The sequence below is a fragment of the Erysipelatoclostridium sp. MSK.23.31 genome (assembly GCF_019125875.1).
In the GTDB taxonomy this organism is placed as follows: domain Bacteria; phylum Bacillota_I; class Bacilli_A; order Erysipelotrichales; family Coprobacillaceae; genus Thomasclavelia; species Thomasclavelia ramosa.
Genome location: NZ_JAHOCB010000008.1, coordinates 75968 through 98433, shown reverse-complemented (window position 1 = coordinate 98433; position 22466 = coordinate 75968). Strand labels below are relative to the sequence as shown.

The 22466-nt window shown below is 31.2% G+C and carries 24 protein-coding genes; 16 read left to right on the top strand and 8 right to left on the bottom strand.

Features of this window, described 5'->3' with window-relative positions:
- The first annotated feature begins 91 nt into the window (after positions 1–91).
- A complete protein-coding gene (locus tag KSU54_RS05875; protein ID WP_117792017.1) occupies positions 92–1924 on the top strand; it encodes a beta-glucoside-specific PTS transporter subunit IIABC in 1833 nt (610 codons plus the stop codon).
- 33 nt (positions 1925–1957) lie between these two features.
- Positions 1958–3409 (top strand): glycoside hydrolase family 1 protein, encoded by a 1452-nt coding sequence (locus KSU54_RS05870; protein WP_226814517.1) that lies wholly within the window; start codon positions 1958–1960, stop codon positions 3407–3409.
- Positions 3410–3450: 41 nt separating this feature from the next.
- Here the strand turns inward: KSU54_RS05870 and KSU54_RS05865 are convergent, their stop codons facing one another.
- Together KSU54_RS05865 and KSU54_RS05860 are read right to left on the bottom strand one after the other, a co-directional pair.
- A complete protein-coding gene (locus tag KSU54_RS05865) occupies positions 3451–4254 on the bottom strand; it encodes a polysaccharide deacetylase family protein (protein ID WP_008792113.1) in 804 nt (267 codons plus the stop codon).
- A 107-nt stretch (positions 4255–4361) separates the two neighbouring features.
- Positions 4362–5549 carry an MFS transporter gene (locus KSU54_RS05860; RefSeq protein WP_117792018.1) on the bottom strand — a complete coding sequence of 396 codons (1188 nt, stop codon included), beginning with the start codon at positions 5547–5549 and terminating at the stop codon, positions 4362–4364.
- 147 nt (positions 5550–5696) lie between these two features.
- Between KSU54_RS05860 and KSU54_RS05855 the strand changes: the two genes are divergently transcribed.
- The gene (locus tag KSU54_RS05855) at positions 5697–6461 is read left to right on the top strand and encodes a ChbG/HpnK family deacetylase (RefSeq protein ID WP_003538605.1); all 765 of its coding nucleotides are present in this window, start codon (positions 5697–5699) and stop codon (positions 6459–6461) included.
- 363 nt (positions 6462–6824) lie between these two features.
- Positions 6825–8207, top strand: a complete 1383-nt coding sequence (locus KSU54_RS05850) for an MATE family efflux transporter (protein ID WP_003538604.1) — start codon at positions 6825–6827, stop codon at positions 8205–8207.
- Positions 8208–8237: 30 nt separating this feature from the next.
- On the opposite strand, the gene KSU54_RS05845 is transcribed toward KSU54_RS05850, so the two are convergent.
- From KSU54_RS05845 to KSU54_RS05835, 3 genes are read right to left on the bottom strand one after another with little or no spacing between them, the layout of a single operon-like run.
- Entirely contained in the window at positions 8238–8762 is a 525-nt protein-coding gene (locus KSU54_RS05845) for a biotin transporter BioY (protein WP_008792111.1), read from the bottom strand.
- Positions 8763–8802: 40 nt separating this feature from the next.
- Entirely contained in the window at positions 8803–10080 is a 1278-nt protein-coding gene (locus tag KSU54_RS05840) for a patatin-like phospholipase family protein (protein ID WP_003538600.1), read from the bottom strand.
- Between the two features lie 60 nt (positions 10081–10140).
- Positions 10141–11331 (bottom strand): aminotransferase-like domain-containing protein, encoded by a 1191-nt coding sequence (locus tag KSU54_RS05835; RefSeq protein WP_117792019.1) that lies wholly within the window; start codon positions 11329–11331, stop codon positions 10141–10143.
- Between the two features lie 158 nt (positions 11332–11489).
- Here KSU54_RS05835 and KSU54_RS05830 point away from each other — a divergent pair, with 158 nt between their 5' ends.
- The 4 genes from KSU54_RS05830 (at position 11490) to KSU54_RS05815 (ending at position 14392) form a co-directional block, all read left to right on the top strand.
- The gene (locus tag KSU54_RS05830; protein ID WP_003538595.1) at positions 11490–11864 is read left to right on the top strand and encodes a RidA family protein; all 375 of its coding nucleotides are present in this window, start codon (positions 11490–11492) and stop codon (positions 11862–11864) included.
- 143 nt (positions 11865–12007) lie between these two features.
- Positions 12008–12679, top strand: coding sequence for a response regulator transcription factor (locus tag KSU54_RS05825; protein WP_003538593.1), 672 nt, complete (start codon positions 12008–12010; stop codon positions 12677–12679).
- The gene (locus KSU54_RS05820; protein ID WP_117792020.1) at positions 12667–13860 is read left to right on the top strand and encodes a HAMP domain-containing sensor histidine kinase; all 1194 of its coding nucleotides are present in this window, start codon (positions 12667–12669) and stop codon (positions 13858–13860) included. The genes KSU54_RS05825 and KSU54_RS05820 overlap by 13 nt, the downstream gene beginning before the upstream one ends.
- Positions 13861–14236: 376 nt before the next feature.
- Complete coding sequence (locus KSU54_RS05815) at positions 14237–14392, top strand: hypothetical protein (RefSeq protein WP_009299588.1); 156 nt, start codon at positions 14237–14239, stop codon at positions 14390–14392.
- 39 nt (positions 14393–14431) lie between these two features.
- Here KSU54_RS05815 and KSU54_RS05810 read toward each other — a convergent pair whose 3' ends face one another.
- Positions 14432–15274 (bottom strand): undecaprenyl-diphosphate phosphatase, encoded by an 843-nt coding sequence (locus tag KSU54_RS05810; RefSeq protein WP_003538586.1) that lies wholly within the window; start codon positions 15272–15274, stop codon positions 14432–14434.
- A 97-nt stretch (positions 15275–15371) separates the two neighbouring features.
- On the opposite strand from KSU54_RS05810, the gene KSU54_RS05805 reads away from it, so the two are divergent.
- From KSU54_RS05805 to spx, 5 genes are all read left to right on the top strand, one after another.
- Entirely contained in the window at positions 15372–15950 is a 579-nt protein-coding gene (locus KSU54_RS05805) for a hypothetical protein (RefSeq protein WP_003538585.1), read from the top strand.
- A 132-nt stretch (positions 15951–16082) separates the two neighbouring features.
- Positions 16083–16781: an ABC transporter ATP-binding protein gene (locus KSU54_RS05800; protein ID WP_003538583.1), complete on the top strand. Its 699-nt coding sequence runs from the start codon at positions 16083–16085 to the stop codon at positions 16779–16781.
- Entirely contained in the window at positions 16775–17503 is a 729-nt protein-coding gene (locus KSU54_RS05795) for an ABC-2 transporter permease (protein ID WP_003538581.1), read from the top strand. Before KSU54_RS05800 ends, KSU54_RS05795 begins: the two co-directional genes overlap by 7 nt.
- Positions 17504–17511: 8 nt before the next feature.
- A complete protein-coding gene (locus KSU54_RS05790; protein ID WP_003538578.1) occupies positions 17512–17868 on the top strand; it encodes a GntR family transcriptional regulator in 357 nt (118 codons plus the stop codon).
- Positions 17869–17968: 100 nt separating this feature from the next.
- The gene (spx, locus tag KSU54_RS05785) at positions 17969–18415 is read left to right on the top strand and encodes a transcriptional regulator Spx (protein WP_003538576.1); all 447 of its coding nucleotides are present in this window, start codon (positions 17969–17971) and stop codon (positions 18413–18415) included.
- A gap of 49 nt (positions 18416–18464) precedes the next feature.
- On the opposite strand, the gene KSU54_RS05780 is transcribed toward spx, so the two are convergent.
- The gene (locus KSU54_RS05780; protein WP_009299590.1) at positions 18465–19031 is read right to left on the bottom strand and encodes a CYTH domain-containing protein; all 567 of its coding nucleotides are present in this window, start codon (positions 19029–19031) and stop codon (positions 18465–18467) included.
- A gap of 53 nt (positions 19032–19084) precedes the next feature.
- Between KSU54_RS05780 and KSU54_RS05775 the strand changes: the two genes are divergently transcribed.
- Together KSU54_RS05775 and KSU54_RS05770 are read left to right on the top strand one after the other, a co-directional pair.
- Positions 19085–19867 (top strand): NAD kinase, encoded by a 783-nt coding sequence (locus KSU54_RS05775; protein WP_008792106.1) that lies wholly within the window; start codon positions 19085–19087, stop codon positions 19865–19867.
- On the top strand, positions 19864–20700 hold the full coding sequence (locus KSU54_RS05770; protein ID WP_054322666.1) for an RluA family pseudouridine synthase: 837 nt from the start codon (positions 19864–19866) through the stop codon (positions 20698–20700). The genes KSU54_RS05775 and KSU54_RS05770 overlap by 4 nt, the downstream gene beginning before the upstream one ends.
- Before the next feature lie 112 nt (positions 20701–20812).
- Here KSU54_RS05770 and KSU54_RS05765 read toward each other — a convergent pair whose 3' ends face one another.
- Positions 20813–22009 carry an FtsW/RodA/SpoVE family cell cycle protein gene (locus KSU54_RS05765; RefSeq protein WP_008792105.1) on the bottom strand — a complete coding sequence of 399 codons (1197 nt, stop codon included), beginning with the start codon at positions 22007–22009 and terminating at the stop codon, positions 20813–20815.
- A gap of 87 nt (positions 22010–22096) precedes the next feature.
- Between KSU54_RS05765 and KSU54_RS05760 the strand changes: the two genes are divergently transcribed.
- Positions 22097–22441 (top strand): PTS transporter subunit EIIB, encoded by a 345-nt coding sequence (locus tag KSU54_RS05760; protein ID WP_054322667.1) that lies wholly within the window; start codon positions 22097–22099, stop codon positions 22439–22441.
- Positions 22442–22466 lie beyond the last annotated feature (25 nt).

Sequence of the window (22466 nt, the reverse complement as noted above, 5' to 3'; positions counted from 1 at the left end):
AAATATAAGAAAACTGGAGCAGGATATATTTCCCCTCCAGTTTTAGTATAGAGCCGTTTTATTCTAGGTTATTTTATTAGGAGGAGAAAAAATGAAATATGAAAAATTAGCAAGATTTATTATAAAAAATGTTGGTGGCGAAAAAAATATAAATATAGTACAGCATTGTGCTACTAGGTTAAGATTTGAATTAAAAGATGAGGAGAAAGTAAATAAAGTAAACTTAGAAAATAGTTCAGAAATTCTTCAAGTGTTATTTTCGGGTGGACAGTGTCAAGTGGTTATTGGTACCCATGTTGCTGATGTATATAAAGCAATCTTGGCAACAGCTAAAATAAGTACTGTAAAGGAACAATCAAATAAAAATAAGAAATTATTGGATAAAATATTTGCATTATTTTCAGGCATATTTACACCATTTGTTCCTGTTATGGCAGGAGCAGGTGTATTGAGGGGATTGTTAACCATATTTACTAGTATGGGAATATTAACAACTGAAAGTGGAACATATATGATTTTATATGCTGCCGCAGATGCAATCTTGTATTTTATGCCGTTCTATTTAGCGATTAGTGCATCACGCTACTTTAAAATAGATGAATTTATAGGAGTCACTTTAGCTGGAACAATGTTATATCCAACCTTATTGACAGCTTTTAGTGAAGGTGCAAAGTTATCTTTCTTAGGACTTGATGTAATTTTAATTAAATATGCATCTTCTGTAGTACCGATTATTGTTGCAGTATATGCTGTATCATTATTGGATAGGCTGATTCGTGATAGACTGCCTTCAATAATTAGAAGTTTTGTTACTCCATTGATTGATTTAGTTATTATGGCCCCATTATCATTATTAGCAATTGGACCAGTAGTGACATTTTTAACAAATATTTTTACAGATGGATTATTAGCAGTTTATAGTTTCAATCCGATTATTTTTGGATTTATATTTTGTGCATGTTGGCAGCCATTAGTTATTTTTGGTTTACATCGTGGATTTATTCCTGTCAATTTAAATAATCTTGCAACAACTGGTAGAGATGCATTGTTAGCAATGACGATGCCATCAGCATTTGCACAAACTGGTGCTGCATTAGGGATTGCTTTTAAATCAAAAAATAAAAATTTTAAATCGGTTGCAGCAGCAAATGTAATTCCCTCAGTTTTAGGAATTACAGAACCACTGATTTATGGAACTACTTTGAAGGCTAAAAAAGCTTTTTTCATGGCATGTCTAATGAGTGGTTTCGGGGGTGCAGTTGTTGGTGGGGCTGGATGCTATACGACGGGGTTGCCAGCAGGTGGAATTTTATCATTACCATTGTTTGCTGAACATGGGTTTGTATGGTATATTGCCGGTTTATTAATTTCATTTATTGGAACTTTAGTATTAGTATTATTATTTTGGAAAGATGAATTTGTTGAAAAAAATGATGATGTAATCAAGGAAACTGATCAACTGCTTGAGGTTGATACCGAGATATTAGGTGCTGTAGGGACTGGTAAAGTATTGCCGTTAGAAATAGTAAATGACAGTACTTTTAGTTCGTTAGCATTAGGAAATGGGGTTGCTATTATTCCTGATGAAGGGAAATTATATGCTCCCTGTGATGCTAAGATCGTTGCTGTATTTCCGACTAATCATGCAATTGGGTTAAGGTCAATATTAGGAGCAGAAATATTATTACATGTAGGAATTGATACAGTTAAAATGGAGGGAAAAGGTTTTCATGCTTTTGTAAAAGAAGGTGATATGGTCAAGAAAGGACAATTATTACTAGATTTTAACATTGATGAAATCAACCATGCGGGATATGATCCAACTATTATTGTTATTGTAACAAATACTAATCATTATAATAAAGTTGAGCTGTTAAATATGAATACAGTAGTAAATAATGATGATATTTTGCGATTGGAGTAAGATATCATAAATCAATAATAGAGAAAGGAAAGGATGTTCGGTGTGTGTGAATTAGATAAAGATTTTCTGTGGGGTGGTGCAAGTGCTGCCAATCAAATGGAAGGTGGATATGACCTTGATGGGCGTGGAATGTCAATAGCTGATGTTTTTATGTTTTATGAAAAGAAGGAGCGTCATTTAGCTAAAAAGGAATTAACCATTGAAGAAATTAAAAAACTTAGAGAAAATAAAAGTAATAATTTTCCTAAAAGAAGGGGGAATGATTTTTATCATCATTATCAAGAGGATATTGCTTTACTGGCTAAAATGGGAATTAAAGCTTTTAGAATGTCATTTAGCTGGTCGAGAATTTTCCCACGAGGGGACGAGAAAGAACCCAATAAAGCAGGACTGAAATTTTATGACAATATTATTAATGAATTACTTAAATATAAAATTGAACCAATTATAACTTTATCTCACTTTGAAACACCACTAGTTATTGCGACTGAATATGGTGGCTGGTGTAATAAAGAAGTCATTAAATTTTTTCAAACATATTGTTATACAGTTTTTACACATTTTAAAGGACGAATAAAATATTGGATGTCATTTAACGAGATCAATGCGGCATTAGAAATACCATTTAAAGGTTCAGCAATTCCCTTTAGTCAAGATCGATTATATGAAACACAAGTGCATCAGGGACTGTATAACCAGTTTTTAGCAAGTGCATTAGTAACTAGAGAGCTAAAAAGAATTGATAAAACTGCTAAAATGGGTTGTATGATCGCTTCATTTACAACTTATCCAGCAAGCTGTGATCCGCATGATATTCTTAAAGCAATGAGAGCAAATCAAGAATATTATTTATACGCAGATGTTCAGGCTAATGGGAATTATCCTAACTGGTATTTAAAAAATTTAGAAAAAAGAGATATTCATTTAAATTTCTCAAAAGAAGAATTAGACATAATCAAAAATAATACAGTTGATTACATATCTTTTAGTTATTATTTATCATTAGTAGCATCTCATGACCCTGCTAGAAAAGTAGGGGAAGGTAATTTAAAAGGTGGTGTTGAAAATCCATATTTGGAAAAATCAGATTGGGGTTGGGCTATTGATCCAATTGGTTTAAGAATTACAATGAATGAGATATACTACCGTTATAATTTACCTATTTTGATTAGTGAAAATGGTTTTGGTGCTAATGATATTTTGACTGTAGACAATCAGATTCATGATGAATATCGAATTAAGTATCTTCAAAAACATATTAATGAGTTAAAGAAGGCAATTGAGTTGGATGGAGTCATATGCTTAGGATATTTGAGCTGGTCACCAATTGATATGATAAGTGCAGGTACTTCAGAGATGAATAAGCGATATGGTTACATTTATGTTGACTACGATGATTATGGAAATGGAAGTGGAAAGAGATATTTAAAAGATAGTTTTTATTGGTATCAAAAGGTTATTGCTAGTAATGGAAAAGTCTTATAATAATTATAAAAATGACAAGAACAAACAGTCCTTGTCATTTTTTATTCAACGATCCATTTAAAATAGAACATTGGCATTTTACTAAACATTAGATATCGTGGTAACAAGTACTTATCATCATGATAGGTCATCGTTCTATTTTGGTTATAACCAAAAGCTAATGAAACATTAGCTTTTATCAATGCTTCATTAGCATTGTCACATGTTCGACCATATGGAAAGGCAAAGTATTTGCTAGAAACAATATTTTCATTTTGTTTAAAATCATTGATTATTTCTTGTGTGGATAATGTTTCAATTAGTTTGGTATTAGGATATTTAGTGTTATGATGAAGATTATAAGAATGTGAATAGTATTCAACATATTCGTCATTTACTAAATCACTTTTTCTTAAGTATTGATGCTTATAAGGGTTTTGGCTATTTTTTACTGTAGTTTTATAGCCAATAACAAAACAAGTAGCTTTAAAATTATATTTTTCTAAAATAGGTTTAACAACTGTTTTAAAGTTTAATAAGCCATCATCAAAGGTAAGAGCAACACTTTTTTTGGGTAGTGGTGTATGATTTTGATAATAATCGTTGATTTCATCCATTGTTAAGGTATGATAATTATTTTGATTTAAATACTTCATCTGAGCTTCAAATTCACTCAATGACATACAGTATGGATAATTAGCAAAGTATTTTTCTTTATCTTTATCTTCGAGGACACCATGATAACCTAGGATTGGTAAACCATCAATATTTTGATAATGAATGATAACATCTTTTCCAATCCAAAGGGAACCTAAGACTAAGTAGAACGATAATATAAATAAAAACATTTTTGTGATATTCTTCATAAACTTCTCCATGAATATCATTATAATATAAATTATATTATTTAAAAGAAAATATTTTAATTTAATCTAAAAATGGATAGATAGCATATAACTATCTATCCATAAACTTATGCAATATGACCTTTATGTTTATCGATTTCATCAAAACAATGAGAACGAGAAATCATTAAGAAAGCAATGACAAAAGGAATCAAACAAATTCCGAACATTATAAAACTTCCCCAAATTTCATAAACTACTCCAAAAATGTAACCATAAATGGCTTTACCAATTGATAGTGTCGCATTAAGTAATGTAATAGCGGTTCCTAAAACTGCGGGATCAACGGAATTTCGAATATAGGTTAAACTTGCTACAGTTGCGATGGCAACGCCGATGCAATGTACGATGCTTATTGCTAAAAAAGCATATTGATTGGGAATAAAAGCATATACCCCAAAGCGAAGCATCATTGATACACAGGCAATCAAATAGAATTTTTTAAAGCCGGTTTTATTAAGAACTTTGATTGCAATCATCAAGAATGCGACTTCGGGTAAAACTGTTGCAAAAGTCATCCAGCTTATTGCTGAGGCACCACTATTTAAAGTAACAGTTAAGTGATTTCCGCCATATGTCATAGCAGAATCGACAACTGTTGACATTAATAGTTGTAAAAATAGAATAAATAAGAAGTTTTTATTAGTTAGAAGTTCTTTAAAACTCCCTTTTTTTACTTTAACTTCTTCACCATCTTCTTTCTTTCCATCATCTTTAGGAAAGCCGAAGGAAATCGAGAAAGCCAAGATTAATAAAACGGCATATGTTGCAAACATTGCTCCATCAAGACCAAAAAGATCAGCTAAAAATCCTACAGCCATTCCTGCCAGCATATACCCTAATGAGCCCATTCCTCTAATAGAACCATAGTTACCACCAGTTTTATGGCAGTAATTAGTTGCCAGCGTGTCGGCCATCGGCATTGTTCCTAGTCGTGATACTTCAAGTGCGATTGCACAAACTACGATAGCAGGATAAACAGCGGCTTTATAATAGAAGTAAAGTACTACTAGTGCAGCCATAATTGATAACTTTAATAGTGCACTATATTTTCTGGTCTTATCACCAACGACCCCCCAAATAGGAATCACGCATACCCCTAAAACAAGACTGATGGCTGTAATTAAGCCAATTTGTGAACCGCTTAAGCCGGAATTTTTTTCTAAATAAGTATTAATGTAGGGAATAAAAGAGCCAATCGCGCCCAAATAGATTAAATAAAAAGCTTTAAATGATAAACTAAAACGATCTTTCATATAGTGTGTTGTCCTCCCTTAGTTATCTTTTATTATACCGCAAATATAAGCACTATCATAAATGTTTCATGAATATGAAAAAATAAATTGTATAGACTATTTATTTGGTATAGTATAATTATATAAAATATAGAAAAGAGGATAATTATGGTAAAGCAGTTATTGATACGTGGTGATGATTTAGGATATAGCGAAGCAGTGACATTGGGGATGATTTCAGCACATCGAAAGGGATTGGTAAATAGTGTTGCTTTGATGGTTAATATGCCGTATGCAAAAGAAGCAATTAAATTAGCAAAGCAGTGTCCAAATCTGTGTTTAGGATTACATGTTAATGTAACTAATGGATATGCATTAGCACCAAAAGAGATGATTCCTAGTCTAGTTGATGAACACGGGATATTTTTATCGAGTACGATTCGTCGAGCACAAATAAAAAATAATGAACCATTATTTAGTGAGGAAGATGCTTACATCGAAGCTAAGTATCAAATTGAAAAATATATTGAATTAGTTGGCCAATTGCCTGAGTACATTGATTTACACGTTTTAGAAGTAGAACCATTGATTAATGCAGTGGTAAGAATTTATCATGAATATAATGTTCCAGTATGTTATTACGGAATGGACTTGGAGCAGGGGATTATTGATCAGACAATGAAACAATATGATTATTATGAAGAACATGATCATGACTTTGAAAATATGTTCATTGATGGTTATTATCAAATTAAAGAAGGTTTGAATATTTTAGTAACACATCCTGGTTTTATTGATTATGATGTGGCGACTACTTCTTCGATGTTAAAAGAAAGATTATATGATTATTCACTCGTAACAAGTGAAAAGTTAAAACAGTGGCTTCGTGATAATGAAATAGAAGTAATCTCATTTAGAGATGTAAAGAAATAAGAACCATTACCCCATGGTTCTTATTTTTTATCATCTTTTTATTGAAACAAAATTATGAATAAGATTTATAATGTTTAGCAAAATTTCATAAATCAATGATTTCTTATAAATTATAAGTATGATTTTTTGTTGATTAAGCCAAAATAGCTTAATTCAACAAGTTATACAAATATTATTATTATCAAAGAGAATATGAATAAAAAAGAAATGATAATTCTGCCAAGTTTTTTAATAATTGAAAAAATATATATCAATATGTTGATATATGAATGAGTATTTAAAATGATGTAAATTAGATAATCTTTTAAAGAATTGAATTATCTTTGAAATTTGTTATAATTACTCATTGGATATTTAAAATAGATGAAGGGAGTAATTAAAGTGAAAAAGAAAAAAGAGGCTGATTTAGGTAAAGATAGCTTAGGTCCATTATTATTAAAATTAGCTTTACCCGCTATTTTAGCACAAATAATAAATGTGTTATATAATATGGTTGACCGCATGTATATTGGACATATCCCCAAAGTAGGGCCTAGTGCATTAACGGGGGTTGGAGTAACAATGCCTGTTATTATGGCTATTTCAGCATTTGCCGCTTTAGTTAGTATGGGAGGTGCTCCCCGAGCATCAATCATGTTAGGCCGTGGTGAACACCCAAAAGCTGAAAAGATTCTTGGTAACTGTACTGTGATGTTAGTAATTATGGCAATTATCTTGACAGCTGTTTTTTTAATCTGGGGTGAACCGATTTTAATGGTCTTTGGAGCTAGTGAAGCAACTATTGGTTATGCGCTTGATTATATGAGAATTTATGCCTTAGGTACAATTTTTGTTCAATTGGCTTTGGGGTTAAATGCGTTTATTAATGCTCAAGGGTATGCTAAGATTGGGATGATTACAGTTGCAATTGGAGCTTTATGCAATATTGTGCTTGATCCAATTTTTATTTTTAGTATGTCAATGGGGGTAAAGGGTGCTGCTTTAGCAACTATTATTTCTCAAGCGATATCTTCTATCTTTGTTGTTTATTTTTTAACAAGTAAGCGTAGCGGCTTAAGAATAAAATTAGATAATTTAAAATTAGATTTTCAAGTCATCTTACCATGTTTAGCATTAGGGCTATCACCGTTTATTATGCAGTTTACAGAAAGTGTCATCTCAGTATGTTTTAATACTTCATTATTAAAATATGGTGGAGATATCGCGGTAGGTTCAATGACTATTTTGACTAGCGTGATGCAGTTTTCAATGTTACCGTTACAAGGGCTTACTCAAGGAGCTCAGCCAATTATTAGTTTTAATTATGGTGCTGAAAATATTGATCGAGTAAAGCGCGCTTTTAAACTTTTATTAAAAATCTCATTATCTTATTCAATGCTCTTATGGGCAGTAGCGATGTTTATACCAGATACTTTTATTTATATTTTCACAAGTCATGGAGAACTGGCGACGTATACACGTTGGGCGATTCGTATTTATATGGCCGCTTCAGGAATTTTTGGAATTCAGATTGCTTGTCAACAAACTTTCATTGCTATTGGAAATGCTAAAACATCAGTATTTTTAGCCGTTCTAAGAAAGGTTTTAGTTTTAATACCATTGATTTTTATTTTACCAATGTTTATAGAAAATCAAGCATTTGCAGTATTTTTAGCAGAGCCAATCGCTGATACGATTGCAGTTAGTGTTACAGCTACATTATTTTATCAAACGTATAAACGTTTAGGAAAAGAAACAAAAGCATAAAATGAAAAAAAGATTAGGAAAGCAAATTCCCTAATCTTTTATTATATTCTTAAATTTATTTGTTAAGGCTGCTGCGATAAAGATTTTAAGTACATCACCAGGTAAAAAAGGCAGGACGCAAATAATTAATGAAGCACTAAAACTCATCTTCATTATATACATAAACCATAAAGTTCCAATTAAATAACAAATTATTGTTCCGAGTATTAAAGCGCCAAACTTAAAAATAGTGGTACTTCGATAATGGACAAGGTAACTGATTATTAAAGCTGTAATTGGAAAACTAAATATATAGCCACCAGTTGGTCCTAATATAGTACTTAAACCGGCACTAAAGCCGCTATAGACAGGCAGGCCGATGGCTCCCATTAAAATATATATCAAGGAACTAATGAAAGCTATTTTAGGTTTTAACACCAGACCAATTAAATAAATCCCGAGTGTTTGTAAAGTGATTGGGACTAGACTTGGTAAGGTAAATCGAATTTGTGCCAAGATTGCAGTGATACATGCAAACATTGAACAATATATCATATTTTTTACTTTGAGATTCAAACTAATTCCTCCTAGGAGGATTCTAGCAAATTTTAGTTAATTATACAAGCGTATATAGTAGTAAAGCGATTAAATATTCTTCTAAAAAAATATTACTAATTAAAGTTGTTTCGATTTCTTCGTTATTATTTAATGAGTGATAAAAAGCACAAATAGCATCTTTACTGCTTAATTTTTTTATTTTGGAGAAGAGTTCTTTAATAGGTATGTCGACAAACCGTTTTTCTAAAATATCATAGCGTTCCTGATATTCTTCTTTAAAAGTGTTAAATATTTCGTGACACACTTCATTTAGATCATAAAGAAGATCACTTTGATAGTGATAATGATCCATAGTGATTTCAACCGCTCGAACAAAGTAATCTTCGGTTGTTAGTTCCTTTAAATAAGTATTATTCTTTAGCAGATCACTCAAGGGAGTTGAACTGCTGGTAATTGTTTTACTAACAACATTTTTATTTATGCTATCTTCATAGTTTAAAATTAAACGATAGAATTTATGGGCTAATTCGTGATTGATTTCAAAATTTTTAAAGTTATAACGATAGCCTTTTAGCTGGTTAAATTTTTTTAAAGTATCGTGATAGCCAAGTTTAATCCGCCAATCAAGAATTTCGCGACCAAAATCAAGAAATCCGCCAAGATCATAGCTAGGACGAATAAATATGATATCAGGACGATCGAGGAAATAATCATGAGTAGCATCTTGATTTAATTCAATTGCAATAATTTTATCAGCACCCATTTTTAACGCTAGCGAAATAGGAAGATTATCATAATAACCACCATCGATATAACCTTGTTTATCAATATGATGCACTGGAAAAGCGGGAAAACATGAAGCTGAAGCAATTGCATATTCAATGGCTGGTACAGGCTTCATTTCTTCTTTGGTTATTTCGATAGGAGTCAATTTAGGATATTTTACAGCTACAACACCATAATCTATTTTATTATTAAAGGCTTTTTCTTCATTATAAAGAGCATGGAGAATGTTTTTTAAAGGAGTGATATCAGCACCTTTTTCATTGATATATGATTTAAAAAAAGGTTTGATTAAATTGGTTTGTGAAAGCATTGAGTCAATTGAAAAATTAAAATTGACAGGATCCTCTAAAACTTCACTAATTGTGATTTCATCCCATAATCGATAAAGAGTGTTATAATCTTCTTGAACGACTAATAGGCCATTGAGAGCTCCAATCGAAGTTCCGGTTACTAGATCAAAATCATAGCCCAATTCTTTTAATGCTTTAATACAGCCGGCTTGATAAGCTCCCTTAGAACCTCCGCCTGCTAAAACTAATCCACGTTTCATTTTTAGTCACCTCATTTCAATTATACGCGCGAACAAATAAAAATCCACCAATCAGTGGATTTATTTACATAATTCATATGTTAGTTTACCTAACTTAGCAATACCTGTTTCTATTTGCTCCATTGTTGCACTAGTAAAAGATAATCTAAAACCATTCATTTTATCACGTCTGTTAACGGCAAAAGTTTCCTCATTTACAATTGCGATATGCATAGTGGTAGCTCTATTCAAAAAAGTCCTAGCATCAGCATATTTTGGAAGTTCAAACCATACGAACATACCACCTTCTGGGGTAGTGAATTTTACATCAGGATGAAAAGTTTTTTTCATCATTTCAACCATAAATGTACTTTTCTTGCCATATACAGATTGTAAATGAGTAAGATGCTTATCCATATCAACTGTTTCTAAAAAGCGTGCAATTACATGTTGTGACCAATTAGTTACGGCTCCAGCACTAGCCCCTTTAAGAATATTAAATTTATCAATAATTTCTTTATTCGCAATTATTGTTCCAAGCCGGATACCCGGAGAAATGATTTTTGATAGGCTTGCACAGTAAACAACGATTCCTTCAGTATCGATTGATTTTAAAGTCGGGATGGTTTTACCTTTAAAACGCAATGTGCCATATGGATTATCTTCAAGAATGATGATATTATACTTTAAACATAAGTCATATATAGCTCTTCTTTTTTCTAGTGAAGTAGTGATACAGGTAGGATTTTGGAAAGTAGGAATAATATATAGTAGTTTGGGGGCAGGAGTGCTTTGCATTGCTTCTTCTAATAATCCTAAATTCATTCCATCACTTTCAACAGGCACACCAAGCAGTTTAGCATCATTGCTAATAAATCCATTCAGCGCTCCGACAAATGTAGGATCTTCGACAATGATACTTTCTCCTGGGTTTAAAAATACTTTGGCAGCCATTTCCAGTCCTTCTCCTGAGCCGGAAGTAACCATTAGATCATCATTTTCTGTAAAAATTTTTTCTTGACGATTAAAGAAAGCTTTTAATGCCTTTTTTAATGGTGGATAAGTGGTACCTCTGGAATATTGCAAGATAGTATAAATATCTTCCTTAAGAACATCTTGTGAAATCTTTTGAATATCATTAGCTGGAAAAGCATCGTTATCAGGAAAGCCCGGTGAGAAGTTGATCATATCGGGTCCCGCTGCTTTTTCTAGTACAGCGCGAATACCACTTGGAGTAATGTTATTAAATCTAGCTGCAAATGTATATTTCATAGTCGTGCTATCCTCCTTTTGTATTGTCAACATTATAGCAAAGAATTGTAATAAGTCAATAATAAATTATCACAGTGATAAAAATGGCAATATTTTAATTAATAAAACTTTAAAAATAGTGATTATTTGTTTATAATGATTTAAGGAGGATATTAAAGATGAAAAATGTAGTAAAAACAGATAAAGCACCTGGAGCTATCGGGCCATATAGCCAAGGAATTAATGTTGGTGATATGTATTTCTTTTCAGGACAAATTCCATTAGTACCAGAAACAGGGGAAATGCCTGAAGGGATTGAAGCACAAGCTCATCAATCATTAAAGAATGTTCAAGGATTATTAGAAAGCCAAGGTTTAACATTTGCAAATGTTATTAAAACAACTGTATTTTTAGATAATATGGATGATTTTGTTACTGTAAATGACATTTATGCTCAATATTTTGTTGAACCATTCCCAGCTCGTAGTGCTGTAGAAGTAGCTAAATTACCTAAAGGGGCTTTAATTGAAGTAGAAGTTATTGCAACTAAATAATTATAAAAGAGCTTAAGTTATTGTATTGAACCTTAAAAATCTAACGATTGCAGGTTGATGCATAATACTTAAGTTTTTTTATGAAGTTGACCAAAAATTGACAAACTTAAGTATAATAAAAATAACTATAGGGGGAAAAAACAATGTATAAGATTCTTATGATTGATGATGAAAGAGACATTTTAGAAATGCTGGCATTACAATTTCAATCTGAAGGATATTTAGTTTATTTAGCTAATGATGCTAATGAAGCTTTAAAACAATTATCAGTTTTACCTGACCTTATTTTATTAGATATCAATATGCCGGAGATGAATGGTTTAGAATTATGTACGATGATTCGGGAACATGTGAATTGCCCGATTATATTTTTAACAGCGCGAATTTCTAGTCGGGATATGATCAATGGTTTAATGCTGGGAGGCGATGATTATATTACAAAACCATTTTCGATGGATGAACTTTTCGCAAGAGTTCAAGCTCATTTACGTCGTGAAAAACGCAGCTCCCATAAATCACGAGGACATTTTACTAGGGAACTGATTATTGATTATAGTCAAAGAACCGTAATTATTAAAAATAAAAAAATTGATTTTTCTAATAAGGAGTTTGAAATTATTAAATTATTATCTATGAATGCTGGTCAAATATTTGATCGTGAAAAAATTTATGAAGTAGTATGGGGCTTTGAAGCTAATGGTGATAGTGCTGTAATTAAAGAACATATTCGTAAAATCCGAATGAAATTATCCCGGTATAGTGAAAATGAATACTTAGAAACAGTGTGGGGCGTAGGGTATCGATGGAAAAAATAAAACAGCAATTTTATAACATGTCTTTAAAAAAATCATTATTATTAATATTAAGTGTAGCTTTATTTTTAATTATTATTTTGTCTTCTACAACAGTTTTGTTGACTTCATCATTACGACAAATGATTCTTGATAATCGGACTATTCATATTGCAGTAGATACCGCTATTATTAGTGAAAATATTACAGGTACGTATGAAATCTCGCCCTCAAATGATGAGTATCAGTATAGTGAATTGGCTAATCAAGATAAATTTATTTATCTTAGTGCGACAGTAGCGATGATCGCATTACCAACATTATATCTTGTTTTAGGGACAATCTTTATTGTAAAGATATACTATCGTTTAAAACTGGCGTTGCCGATTGAACAATTAAATATAGGAATCGCTAATTTAACCAATAATAATCTTGATTTTCAAATAACTTATAATTCTAATGATGAATTAGGTCGGTTATGTAGTACTTTAGAGGTAATGCGTAATGAACTGATTGAAAATAACCAAAAAGTATGGGAACTTTTAGATCAGCGAAAAGCTTTAACGGCATCAGTATCACATGATTTAAGAACCCCGATTACAGTATTGAAGGGATACCTTGATTATTTATTAAAAAATTTTCCAGAAAAGAGAGTATCTGATGATGTTTTATTAACGACCTTAAAAAGTATGGCTCATTCATCAGCTCGTTTAGAGCGTTATGTTGAATGTATTCAAGATATCCAAAAGATAGAAGATATTGAAATTAGTAAGACAATGGTTGTCGGCAAAGATTTTCTAGAAGAAATTAATAATGATTTTATGATTATCGCTAAGAATAATCATAAAGATTTAGTATTAGAAGCAAAAATAGTGTCTAAACAATTATATCTTGATAAACAGATTATTTTTAAAATATTAGAAAATTTGTTAAATAACGCTTTCCGCTTTGCTAATAATGGGGTTAAGTTAACGATTATGGAAACTGTGGGTTATCTTGAATTTGTTATTCAGGATGATGGGCCGGGTTTTAGTAAAAAGGATTTAGAAAATGCAACTACATTATTTTATTCATCACAGACTAATAAAGGAAGTTTTGGAATTGGATTATCGATTAGTAAGATCCTTTGTGAAAAACATGGCGGTATTCTAAAATTATTAAATAACGAAAATGGAGCTTGTGCAATTGTTCAAATTAAAAAGTGAGAGATGGAATTCTTACTTAATAATAGTTTTTAGTAAAAATAACTTTGCCAATTATCTTTATTGGTAATTCTAGGATTTGGTGAGGATCAAAGTATTTATCAATAACCATCGAATTACTTGTGATTAAAGTAAATCAATGGTATTTTTTTATTGTAACTTCATCATCAGCTATTAACTGGTTTTTAGCATGTTGGAAAGAGAATAGTTCAATGTGATGAAAAGGCCGAACGTGTAAAATAATTTTATCTTATGATCCACTAAAAGGATTTAAAGAATTGTTCAGGGCTAAATTGTGGGTCATTATCGAACGAAAAAGCTTGCTCTTGATGCAATAGAAGAGTTGGACTGGAAGATTAGGTAGCTTAGAAGTGAATAAATGATCGAAACTGCTTATTATGCTCAAGATAATTATGCAATTCTCAAGGATATACTTACAGCCTTTGATCTATACAAAAAAATAATCAAAATTGATGGTAAAGAAATGAATATTACAGATATAATTAAAATTAATAGTAAAAAAACAGTTTTTTGAAATGAACTTTAATGGAGAGACATTTCATTTTAAACTGTTTTACAAAAATAATACGGCTAAAATACCAACTACTAAACAATATAAAGAAAAGACATTTAATTTCTTTTTATCTAGTAATTTAAATAATAAGTGTAGAGCCAAATATGTAACGATTCCACTTATAATAAAAGCAACTAAATAAGGAAGCCATAAAGCACCAAGTGTGCTGGATGTTAAAAAGTCTTTTAGTTTTAAAATAATTGCTCCAAAACTAACAGGCATGAACATAAAAAATGAAAAATCACGAGCTGCCTTTTGTGATAATCCCCCTAACATTCCTCCTGTTAGGGTAGAACCACTACGAGAGATTCCTGGAAGTAATGCAAATAACTGAAAAATCCCCATTCTTAAAGCGTCGAATAAGTTTAATTTTTTTGCTGTCCGTTTTCCTTTGTAGCCAAATTTATGGATTGATAATAAGAAAATCGCTGTAACCAGTAACATGCATCCAACTAATTTAGGGTTAGAAAAAGCTGCTTCAATTTTATCATTAAATAAATATCCTCCAATTGCTGCCGGAATAGTTGCAACAATCAATAAAATACAGTATCTAAAATCACCTTCGTAATAGTTTCTTTTTTTTGGTTTTCGAATATAGCCAAAGAAAGCTGTGAATAATCTAACAATATCGTGGCGATAATAATACATAATCGCGAGTAGTGATCCAGTATTGACGATTACTTCAAAAGTAACATCGTTCATTTGAGGAACCATTAGTCCCATTTTTTCAAAAATACTTTGAAAAATAACTAAATGGCCGCTACTTGATATGGGAATTGGTTCACTAAAACCTTGAATCGCTCCAAGAATACCATAAATGATGATATTTTTAATTAATTCCATGTTTTCACCTCAGGAATCATTATATATTAATTAAAAATAAAAATATACTAAAAACATGATTTTATAAAATAATCATATATTTATATGGGAGGAAGATATGAAAGATATAATTGTAAACTGGGTTAAAGAAGATGAAGAATTATTAGAACCATATGAATGGGATGAAGATGATGATCTAGAAATCATTTCAAGAGTAGATATTTATCATGTTGATGAGAAGACTTTGCATGATTTTATTTATGGCTGTATCAATATTTATGATAGTCAATATTTTAATAACATCTTTATTGTTGGTGATGGGAAATATAGTGTAGTCGTAGAAATAAATAATAATGGTAAATTAGTTTATCGTTCATTAACGATGATGAAACAGCGAACATTAATTAATCATGAATTAAAAAAATTACCGATAGTAAAGATCAATTATCACATGTATGATGAGGGTTTAATCAAAGAATATGGCTTAACACGCAATGAACGAATTAAAAAACAATATGTTGAAAACATGGTTGATCAATTATATGTTGAAGACTATGATAAATTTCTAAATGTTTGTAAACAGTTGGAAATCAATGATGATAAAAGTATTGGTAAATATCTTCATCTAAAGAAAAAATTAGAAAAGGGATATTCTTTTATTCATGAACTTCTTTATAATGAATTTGTGAAAAAATAAATAAAAAGATTTTTCTATGTAAATAACTAGAAAAATCTTTTTATTTTGTTTTGAGTCATAAGAATAATTGTATTGACAATACTATAAATTCGTGTTACTGTATTAGTGTATTAATACAGTAGGAGGAGAGTTATGAGTGAACTATTAAAGATTACTAATGTAACCAAAAAATATCATCATTTTAAGGCTTTAAACAATGTTTCGATGACATTAGAATCTGGTAAAATAATTGGTTTATTAGGTCCTAATGGATCAGGAAAAACAACATTGATTAAAATTATTAATGGGTTATTGAAAGATTATGAAGGTGAAGTATTAGTCGATGGGAAAAATGTAGGAATTGATTCACGAAAAATTATTTCATATTTACCGGATGAGAATTATTTTCAAGATTGGATGTATATTAAAGATGTCTTAAGTATTTTCAGTGATTTATATGAAGATTTTGATAAAGAAAATTGTTTGACTCTGATGAATCGTTTTAAATTAGATAAGGGAATGAAAATTAAAGAGATGTCTAAAGGAATGAAAGAAAAATTCCAACTATCATTGGTGATGTCACGCAAAGCTAAATTATATATTCTTGATGAACCGATAGCTGGTGTTGATCCAGCTGCTCGTGAAGTTATTCTAGATGTTATTTTGAATAATTATGAAGAAGATGCTCTGGTACTTATTTCAACACATTTAATCAGTGATTTGGAAACTATTTTTGATGATGTCGTGTTTTTAAAAGATGGTGAAATCGTTTTGCATCAATCAACAGAAGATTTAAGATTAGAAAGAAAACAGTCAATTGATGAAGCCTTTAGGGAGGTATTTAGATGTTAAAATTATTAAAATATGAGATGATTCAATCGTATCGTCAATACTTTTTAACTTTAGGAATATTTTTGATTTTATGTGTTTTGGCACCGTTGTTGCCAGATTTTATTAGTCAAGTATTGAGTTCATTGATGATTTTTGCAATGTTAGGTATATCAATTGCAGTTTTGGTCAATGTTATTACAAATTTTAATCGTTCAATGTATAAGCGACCTGGTTATTTAACCTTGACGTTGCCTGTAAGTACTGAAAAATTGGTTGGGGCTAAATTTATAGGTAGTTTAATTTGGGTGTTTGTTAGTTCGATTGTTTTATCACTGGGAATATTAATTATTGTATTTTTAATTGGTAATGTTCCTTTGAATACTTTATTTGATTTATTTGGTGAGTTGTTAAAGGCTTTAGGTAATAATTTTGGTTTAGTAGTAATAAATTTAATTGATTCAATTGCGATGGTTAGTTCAATGATATTATCATTTTATGCTATTATTACATTAACAAAGACTAAATATATTCCTAAACACAAAACTGTTATTGGAATTATTGTTTATGTAGCACTTTTAATTTTAGGAAGCAGCTTATTAATGTGGCAGCCAATTGAGAGCTTTGTAATGAGTTTGGATAGTACTGCTTCTGTTTGGTTTAGCATTGTTTTAAATTTAGTATTAGCAACAGCATTTTATTTCTTCACTGTTTATTTAATTGATCATAAAATTGAAGTAGAGTAGGTGGTAGAATGAAAAATGACTTCGATCCTAATTTACCAATTTATATTCAGGTCATGGAAGAAATAAAAAAAGAGATTTTTGCCAGTGAGTATTTACCGGGAAGTAAGCTTGCTTCAGTAAGAGAGCTAGCGTTGGAATATGGAGTTAATCCCAATACAATTCAAAAAGCTTTAAGTGAATTAGAAAGAACGGGAATAATTTATAGCAGGCGAGCTTTAGGACGTTTTGTCAGTGAAGACAGTAATTTGATCAGTGAATTAAAAAAAGATGTTTCACTTGATAAAGTTAAAGTTTTTATTGAAGAAATGAGGAAACTAGGTTTTTCAAAAATAGAGGTAATTAAAATGATCGAGGAACTTGATTAATCCAAGTTCCTCGATTTGCATATTATTTTACTATGATTAACGAAAATGATAGAAAAATAATAAAAATAATGTATAATAGTGAAGTAAGGGAGATGGTATTATGATTCGTATTTACACAGCACCGAGTTGTGCATCATGTCGAAAGGTTAAGTCTTGGCTGAAAGAACATAATATTCCTTATGTGGAAAAAAATATTTTTTCAACCTTGCTTAGAGAAATTGAATTAAAAGAACTATTGGAACGAAGCGAAAATGGAACAGACGATATCATTTCTAAGCGAAGTAAAATCATTAAGGAAAATGATATTGACATTGATAGCATGTCAATTAGTGAGCTGATCAAGTTTATTCAAGAAAATCCATCAGTTTTAAAACGCCCAATTATGATTGATGAGCGAAGATTCCAGGTAGGTTATAATGCAGAGGAAATCCGGGTATTTATTCCTCGTGAGTTACGTAAATTAGCAGAATGTCCAAGTAGTGAAGTTTGTCCACAATTTATTAGTGAACCATGCTCAATTAAAGAGGCTTATTTTAAAGATAGATAGCAGTGTTATGAAACGCTGCTTTTTTAGTTCTAGTTTAAAAGATGATTATTTAATCATCTTTTAAACTATCCATTAAACGTTTTACCTTGCTAGGACAATTACGAGAATACTTTAAATTATATTGACCAATAAAGTCTAAAAATATTTGTTTACCATGATGATAATCAAATACTTCGTATTCTAATTCATAATCAGTAATTCCGTTATAAAGACTTTGATCTAGACAAATCAAGCCATCAGTAGTCTTAATTTCACAACGTGTAGTAGTAAGTACACAGTCTGTTTTAAACATCGTACTATCTAATCCAAGGGGTTTTAGAAGGTCAAAAATTTCATTAGTAACAAAATCGTGAGTAATGATTTTCTCTTTAGTTATTTTGTCAATCTTTAGATTAGTTTCTAAATTTCCATATGATTGTGGTTGCTTTAAGGTTAATTCATAATTCTCTTGTTTTTGACGGATTCGCAGCATATATTTTAATTCAGTTAATTTAGGGTGAATCAAATAGTAATTAGTTTGACTATATTGATGGTCGATGTGGTGATCGTTATAGATTTGCTGGTATATTTCTTTGTCGATCAATACTTTAAATTCTATTTCTAAGTTTTCTTCCATAGTAGCCTCCATTAGTATATACTATAGTATATACGCTAAGGTTGGTGAAAACAATGAAACAATATGCATTAGTAGTAAAACAGGATGAAATGTCTGCTAATATTGCTGAAAAAATTAAGAAAGGGTTAACCGGAATTATGGAATATAATCCCGATGATCCTGATTTGGTTATTAGTGTTGGTGGTGATGGAACAATGCTTTTGTCAGTGCATCAATATATGGAGCAAAAAGTTAGTTTTGTAGGTGTTCATACGGGAACCCTTGGTTTTTTTACAGATTATCAAAAAGATGAAATTACTGAATTGATTGCGGCTATAAAAGCTGATCATTATCAAATGACGCCCCGACATTTATTAGAAGTTGATGTGTATCATAAAGCAGGTAAAGAAACATATTTAGCATTAAATGAGATGCGCATTGATCATGGGTATACAACTCAAGTAATTGATGTCTATATTGATGATGAGCTTTTGGAAGTATTTAGAGGAAATGGTCTTTGTGTTTCTACACCATCAGGATCGACGGCTTATAATAAGTCAATTGGTGGAGCTGTTATTTATCCAGGAAGTCCCTTAATGCAACTGACAGAAGTCGCCGCTATACAACATAATGCTTATCGAAGTTTGGGTGCTAGTTTAATTTTAGATGAAAATAAGGTGATTAAGTTAAAAGGACAGCATTTTAATCGAGTTTATTTGGGAATTGATCACTTATCTTATCATCTTGATGATGTTGAAAAAATTGAAATTAGAATTTCTAAGAAAGTAGTAAAGTTTATAGAATATAAGGAAATGTCTTTTATTCAACGAATTAGAAGGGCTTTTATCAGCGAATGAAATTTATTGTCGCAATGAAAGAAAGCGGAATGTTGTTAAGAGAATTTCTTAGTCAACAGGAGCTTAGTAAAAAAGCTGTTAAATTAATTAAAATGCATGGGAAGATTCTTGTTAATGGTCAGCGTCAAACGGTACGATATTGTTTGCGGTACGGTGATGTTGTTGAATTATTGTGGCCTGAAGAAGTTAGTACTATGGAACCATATCCGCTAGCTTTAAAAATTTGCTATGAAGATGAAAATTTTTTAGTAATTGATAAGCCGGCAGGATTACCAAGTATTCCTACAAAGCGTTATCCTCGAAATACTTTAGCCAATGCAGTTGTTTATTACTATCAAAGCCAGGGAATAAAGGCAACTGTTCATTTGGTTAATCGATTGGATAAAGATACCCAAGGATTATTGTTGATAGCTAAAAACAGTTATGCTCATTATTTATTGTCTAGAGATATCAAGCAGGTACGCCGTGTCTATCACTGTGTAGTAGAGGGAGTATTGACGGGACAAGGAACGATTACAGCGCCAATTATTAAAGATAAAAAAAGTGTTAAAAGACTGATTCATCCAGCTGGGAAATTTGCTGTAACCCATTATCGGGGACTGGAGGTAAGTGCTAATCAGAGTAAAATAGAGTGTATCTTAGAAACAGGAAGAACTCATCAAATTAGGGTTCACCTATCTAGTATCAATCATCCGTTAGTTGGGGATACACTTTATGATTCGATTTATCAAGAATCTTACTATTTGGATAGTATAGCATTAAGTTTTATTGACCCTTTTACACAACGTCTGATTGAAGTAAAGAAAGATTCAAAACAATTTGAAAAGAATTAAAATGATTCCTCATAAATGGATAGCAAATAGCTGAAATTAAATGAAGGAATCTTTTTTATCGAAATAAAAAGATGATTTATCATTTAATAAATCATCTTATATAATTAATAAGTTAATAGCGCTTTTTTCCTTCGAGGATTCGCGTTTGTCGTTCCATATCTAAGAAAATTCCCATTGCAATCATATATGAAAGAAGTGATGAACCACCGTAGGATAGAAATGGTAAGGTGATTCCAGTAATTGGAAATAGTCCTAAAACCATTCCGATATTCCAAACTTGCTGGAAGATAAGTAGACCAAAGATTCCGGCTGTAAGATATTTATCCCGATTATTTTTAGATTTAAAACCAATTCTAATTAATAAGGCATCAAGTACACAGACAACTGCAATAGTGAAACCGCCACCGACAAATCCAAATCCTAAGGCAATAACAGCGAAAATAAAGTCTGTTTGTGCCTCAGGAAGATTAATGATAGCTGTTCCCATACCATGTCCCCATAGGCCGGCAGTTCCATATGATAACATTGCATTAAACAGTTGGAAGCCTTGATCATTATAGGTACCCTCGGGATCGACCCAGCCATAGAAACGATTTAATTTATGGTCTCCTCCCATTAAACTAGCAAAAATATCATGTTGGTATAAGAATAGATAAACTCCAATCCCAAGGATGATTGCAACTACAATCCCCCCTATGATAAACCAGCCGGCTTGAATACCGGACATAAAAATAACGAATACTACTGATGCAAGCATGATCATTGTTACTCCGGCATCATTTTGTAAATAAACGAGGATACAAGGTGGTAAGGAAATAGCTAAGAGCTTACCAATCAATAAACAATCATTATGAATATTATGTACTAAATAGCGATTATTATGTTTATCGACTGTATCCGCCATGACAACCACCATGATGATTTTCATAAACTCTGATGGCTGGAGATCAAATACTTTGAGATTGTACCAGGATGTGGCACCACCCGCCCATTTAGCTAAAGGAACAATATGTATTCCAAATCGCGTAAATGCAAAGTGATCAATAGCAAGACCAACTAGTAAAACCATTAAAATTCCATAAATGATCCACATCGATGAATAGATTCGATCGTTGGAGACTTTATAAACGATAAACATCAAGATAAATGATATTCCATAAAACATTAGCTGTTTAATCCAATAGCCACTTGGATTTCCTTTAGTAATCAAAGGAGTGGCGCTTTTAATTCCCAGACAGCTAATGAAACAAAGCAATAGTAATAGACCGATTAATGGCCAACAGATAACGGATTTTTCTTTTTCTTCCACAAAATCCCTCCTTATAAAAATGATAGTTTTTTCTATCATGGTATAGTATACTATAATTAAATGGTAATTAATAGGGGGTATATTTTAATGAATGAATATTTATTATATGGAATAATCGCACTGATTGTAATCGTAATATTAGTGTTTATTTTCCTAAAAGTAATGAAGAATAAGCAACCAAAGCAAGTATCAGCTGCTGATATTCCAGTTGATGTAAATAGTATTATCGAAGCTGTCGGCGGTAAGACGAATATTAAAGAAACAACAGCTACTTCTTCAAAAGTCACTTTCTTTGTAAATGATGATAGTTTGGTTGATTTAGATAAGTTAAAAGCACTTGGTGCTTCTGGAATCGTTCAAACAAGTAACAAGGTTAGTGCAATTTTAGGAAAGTATTCAAAAGAGATATCTCATATGATTAATGGACAGTAAGCAGATAACAATATCTGCTTATTTC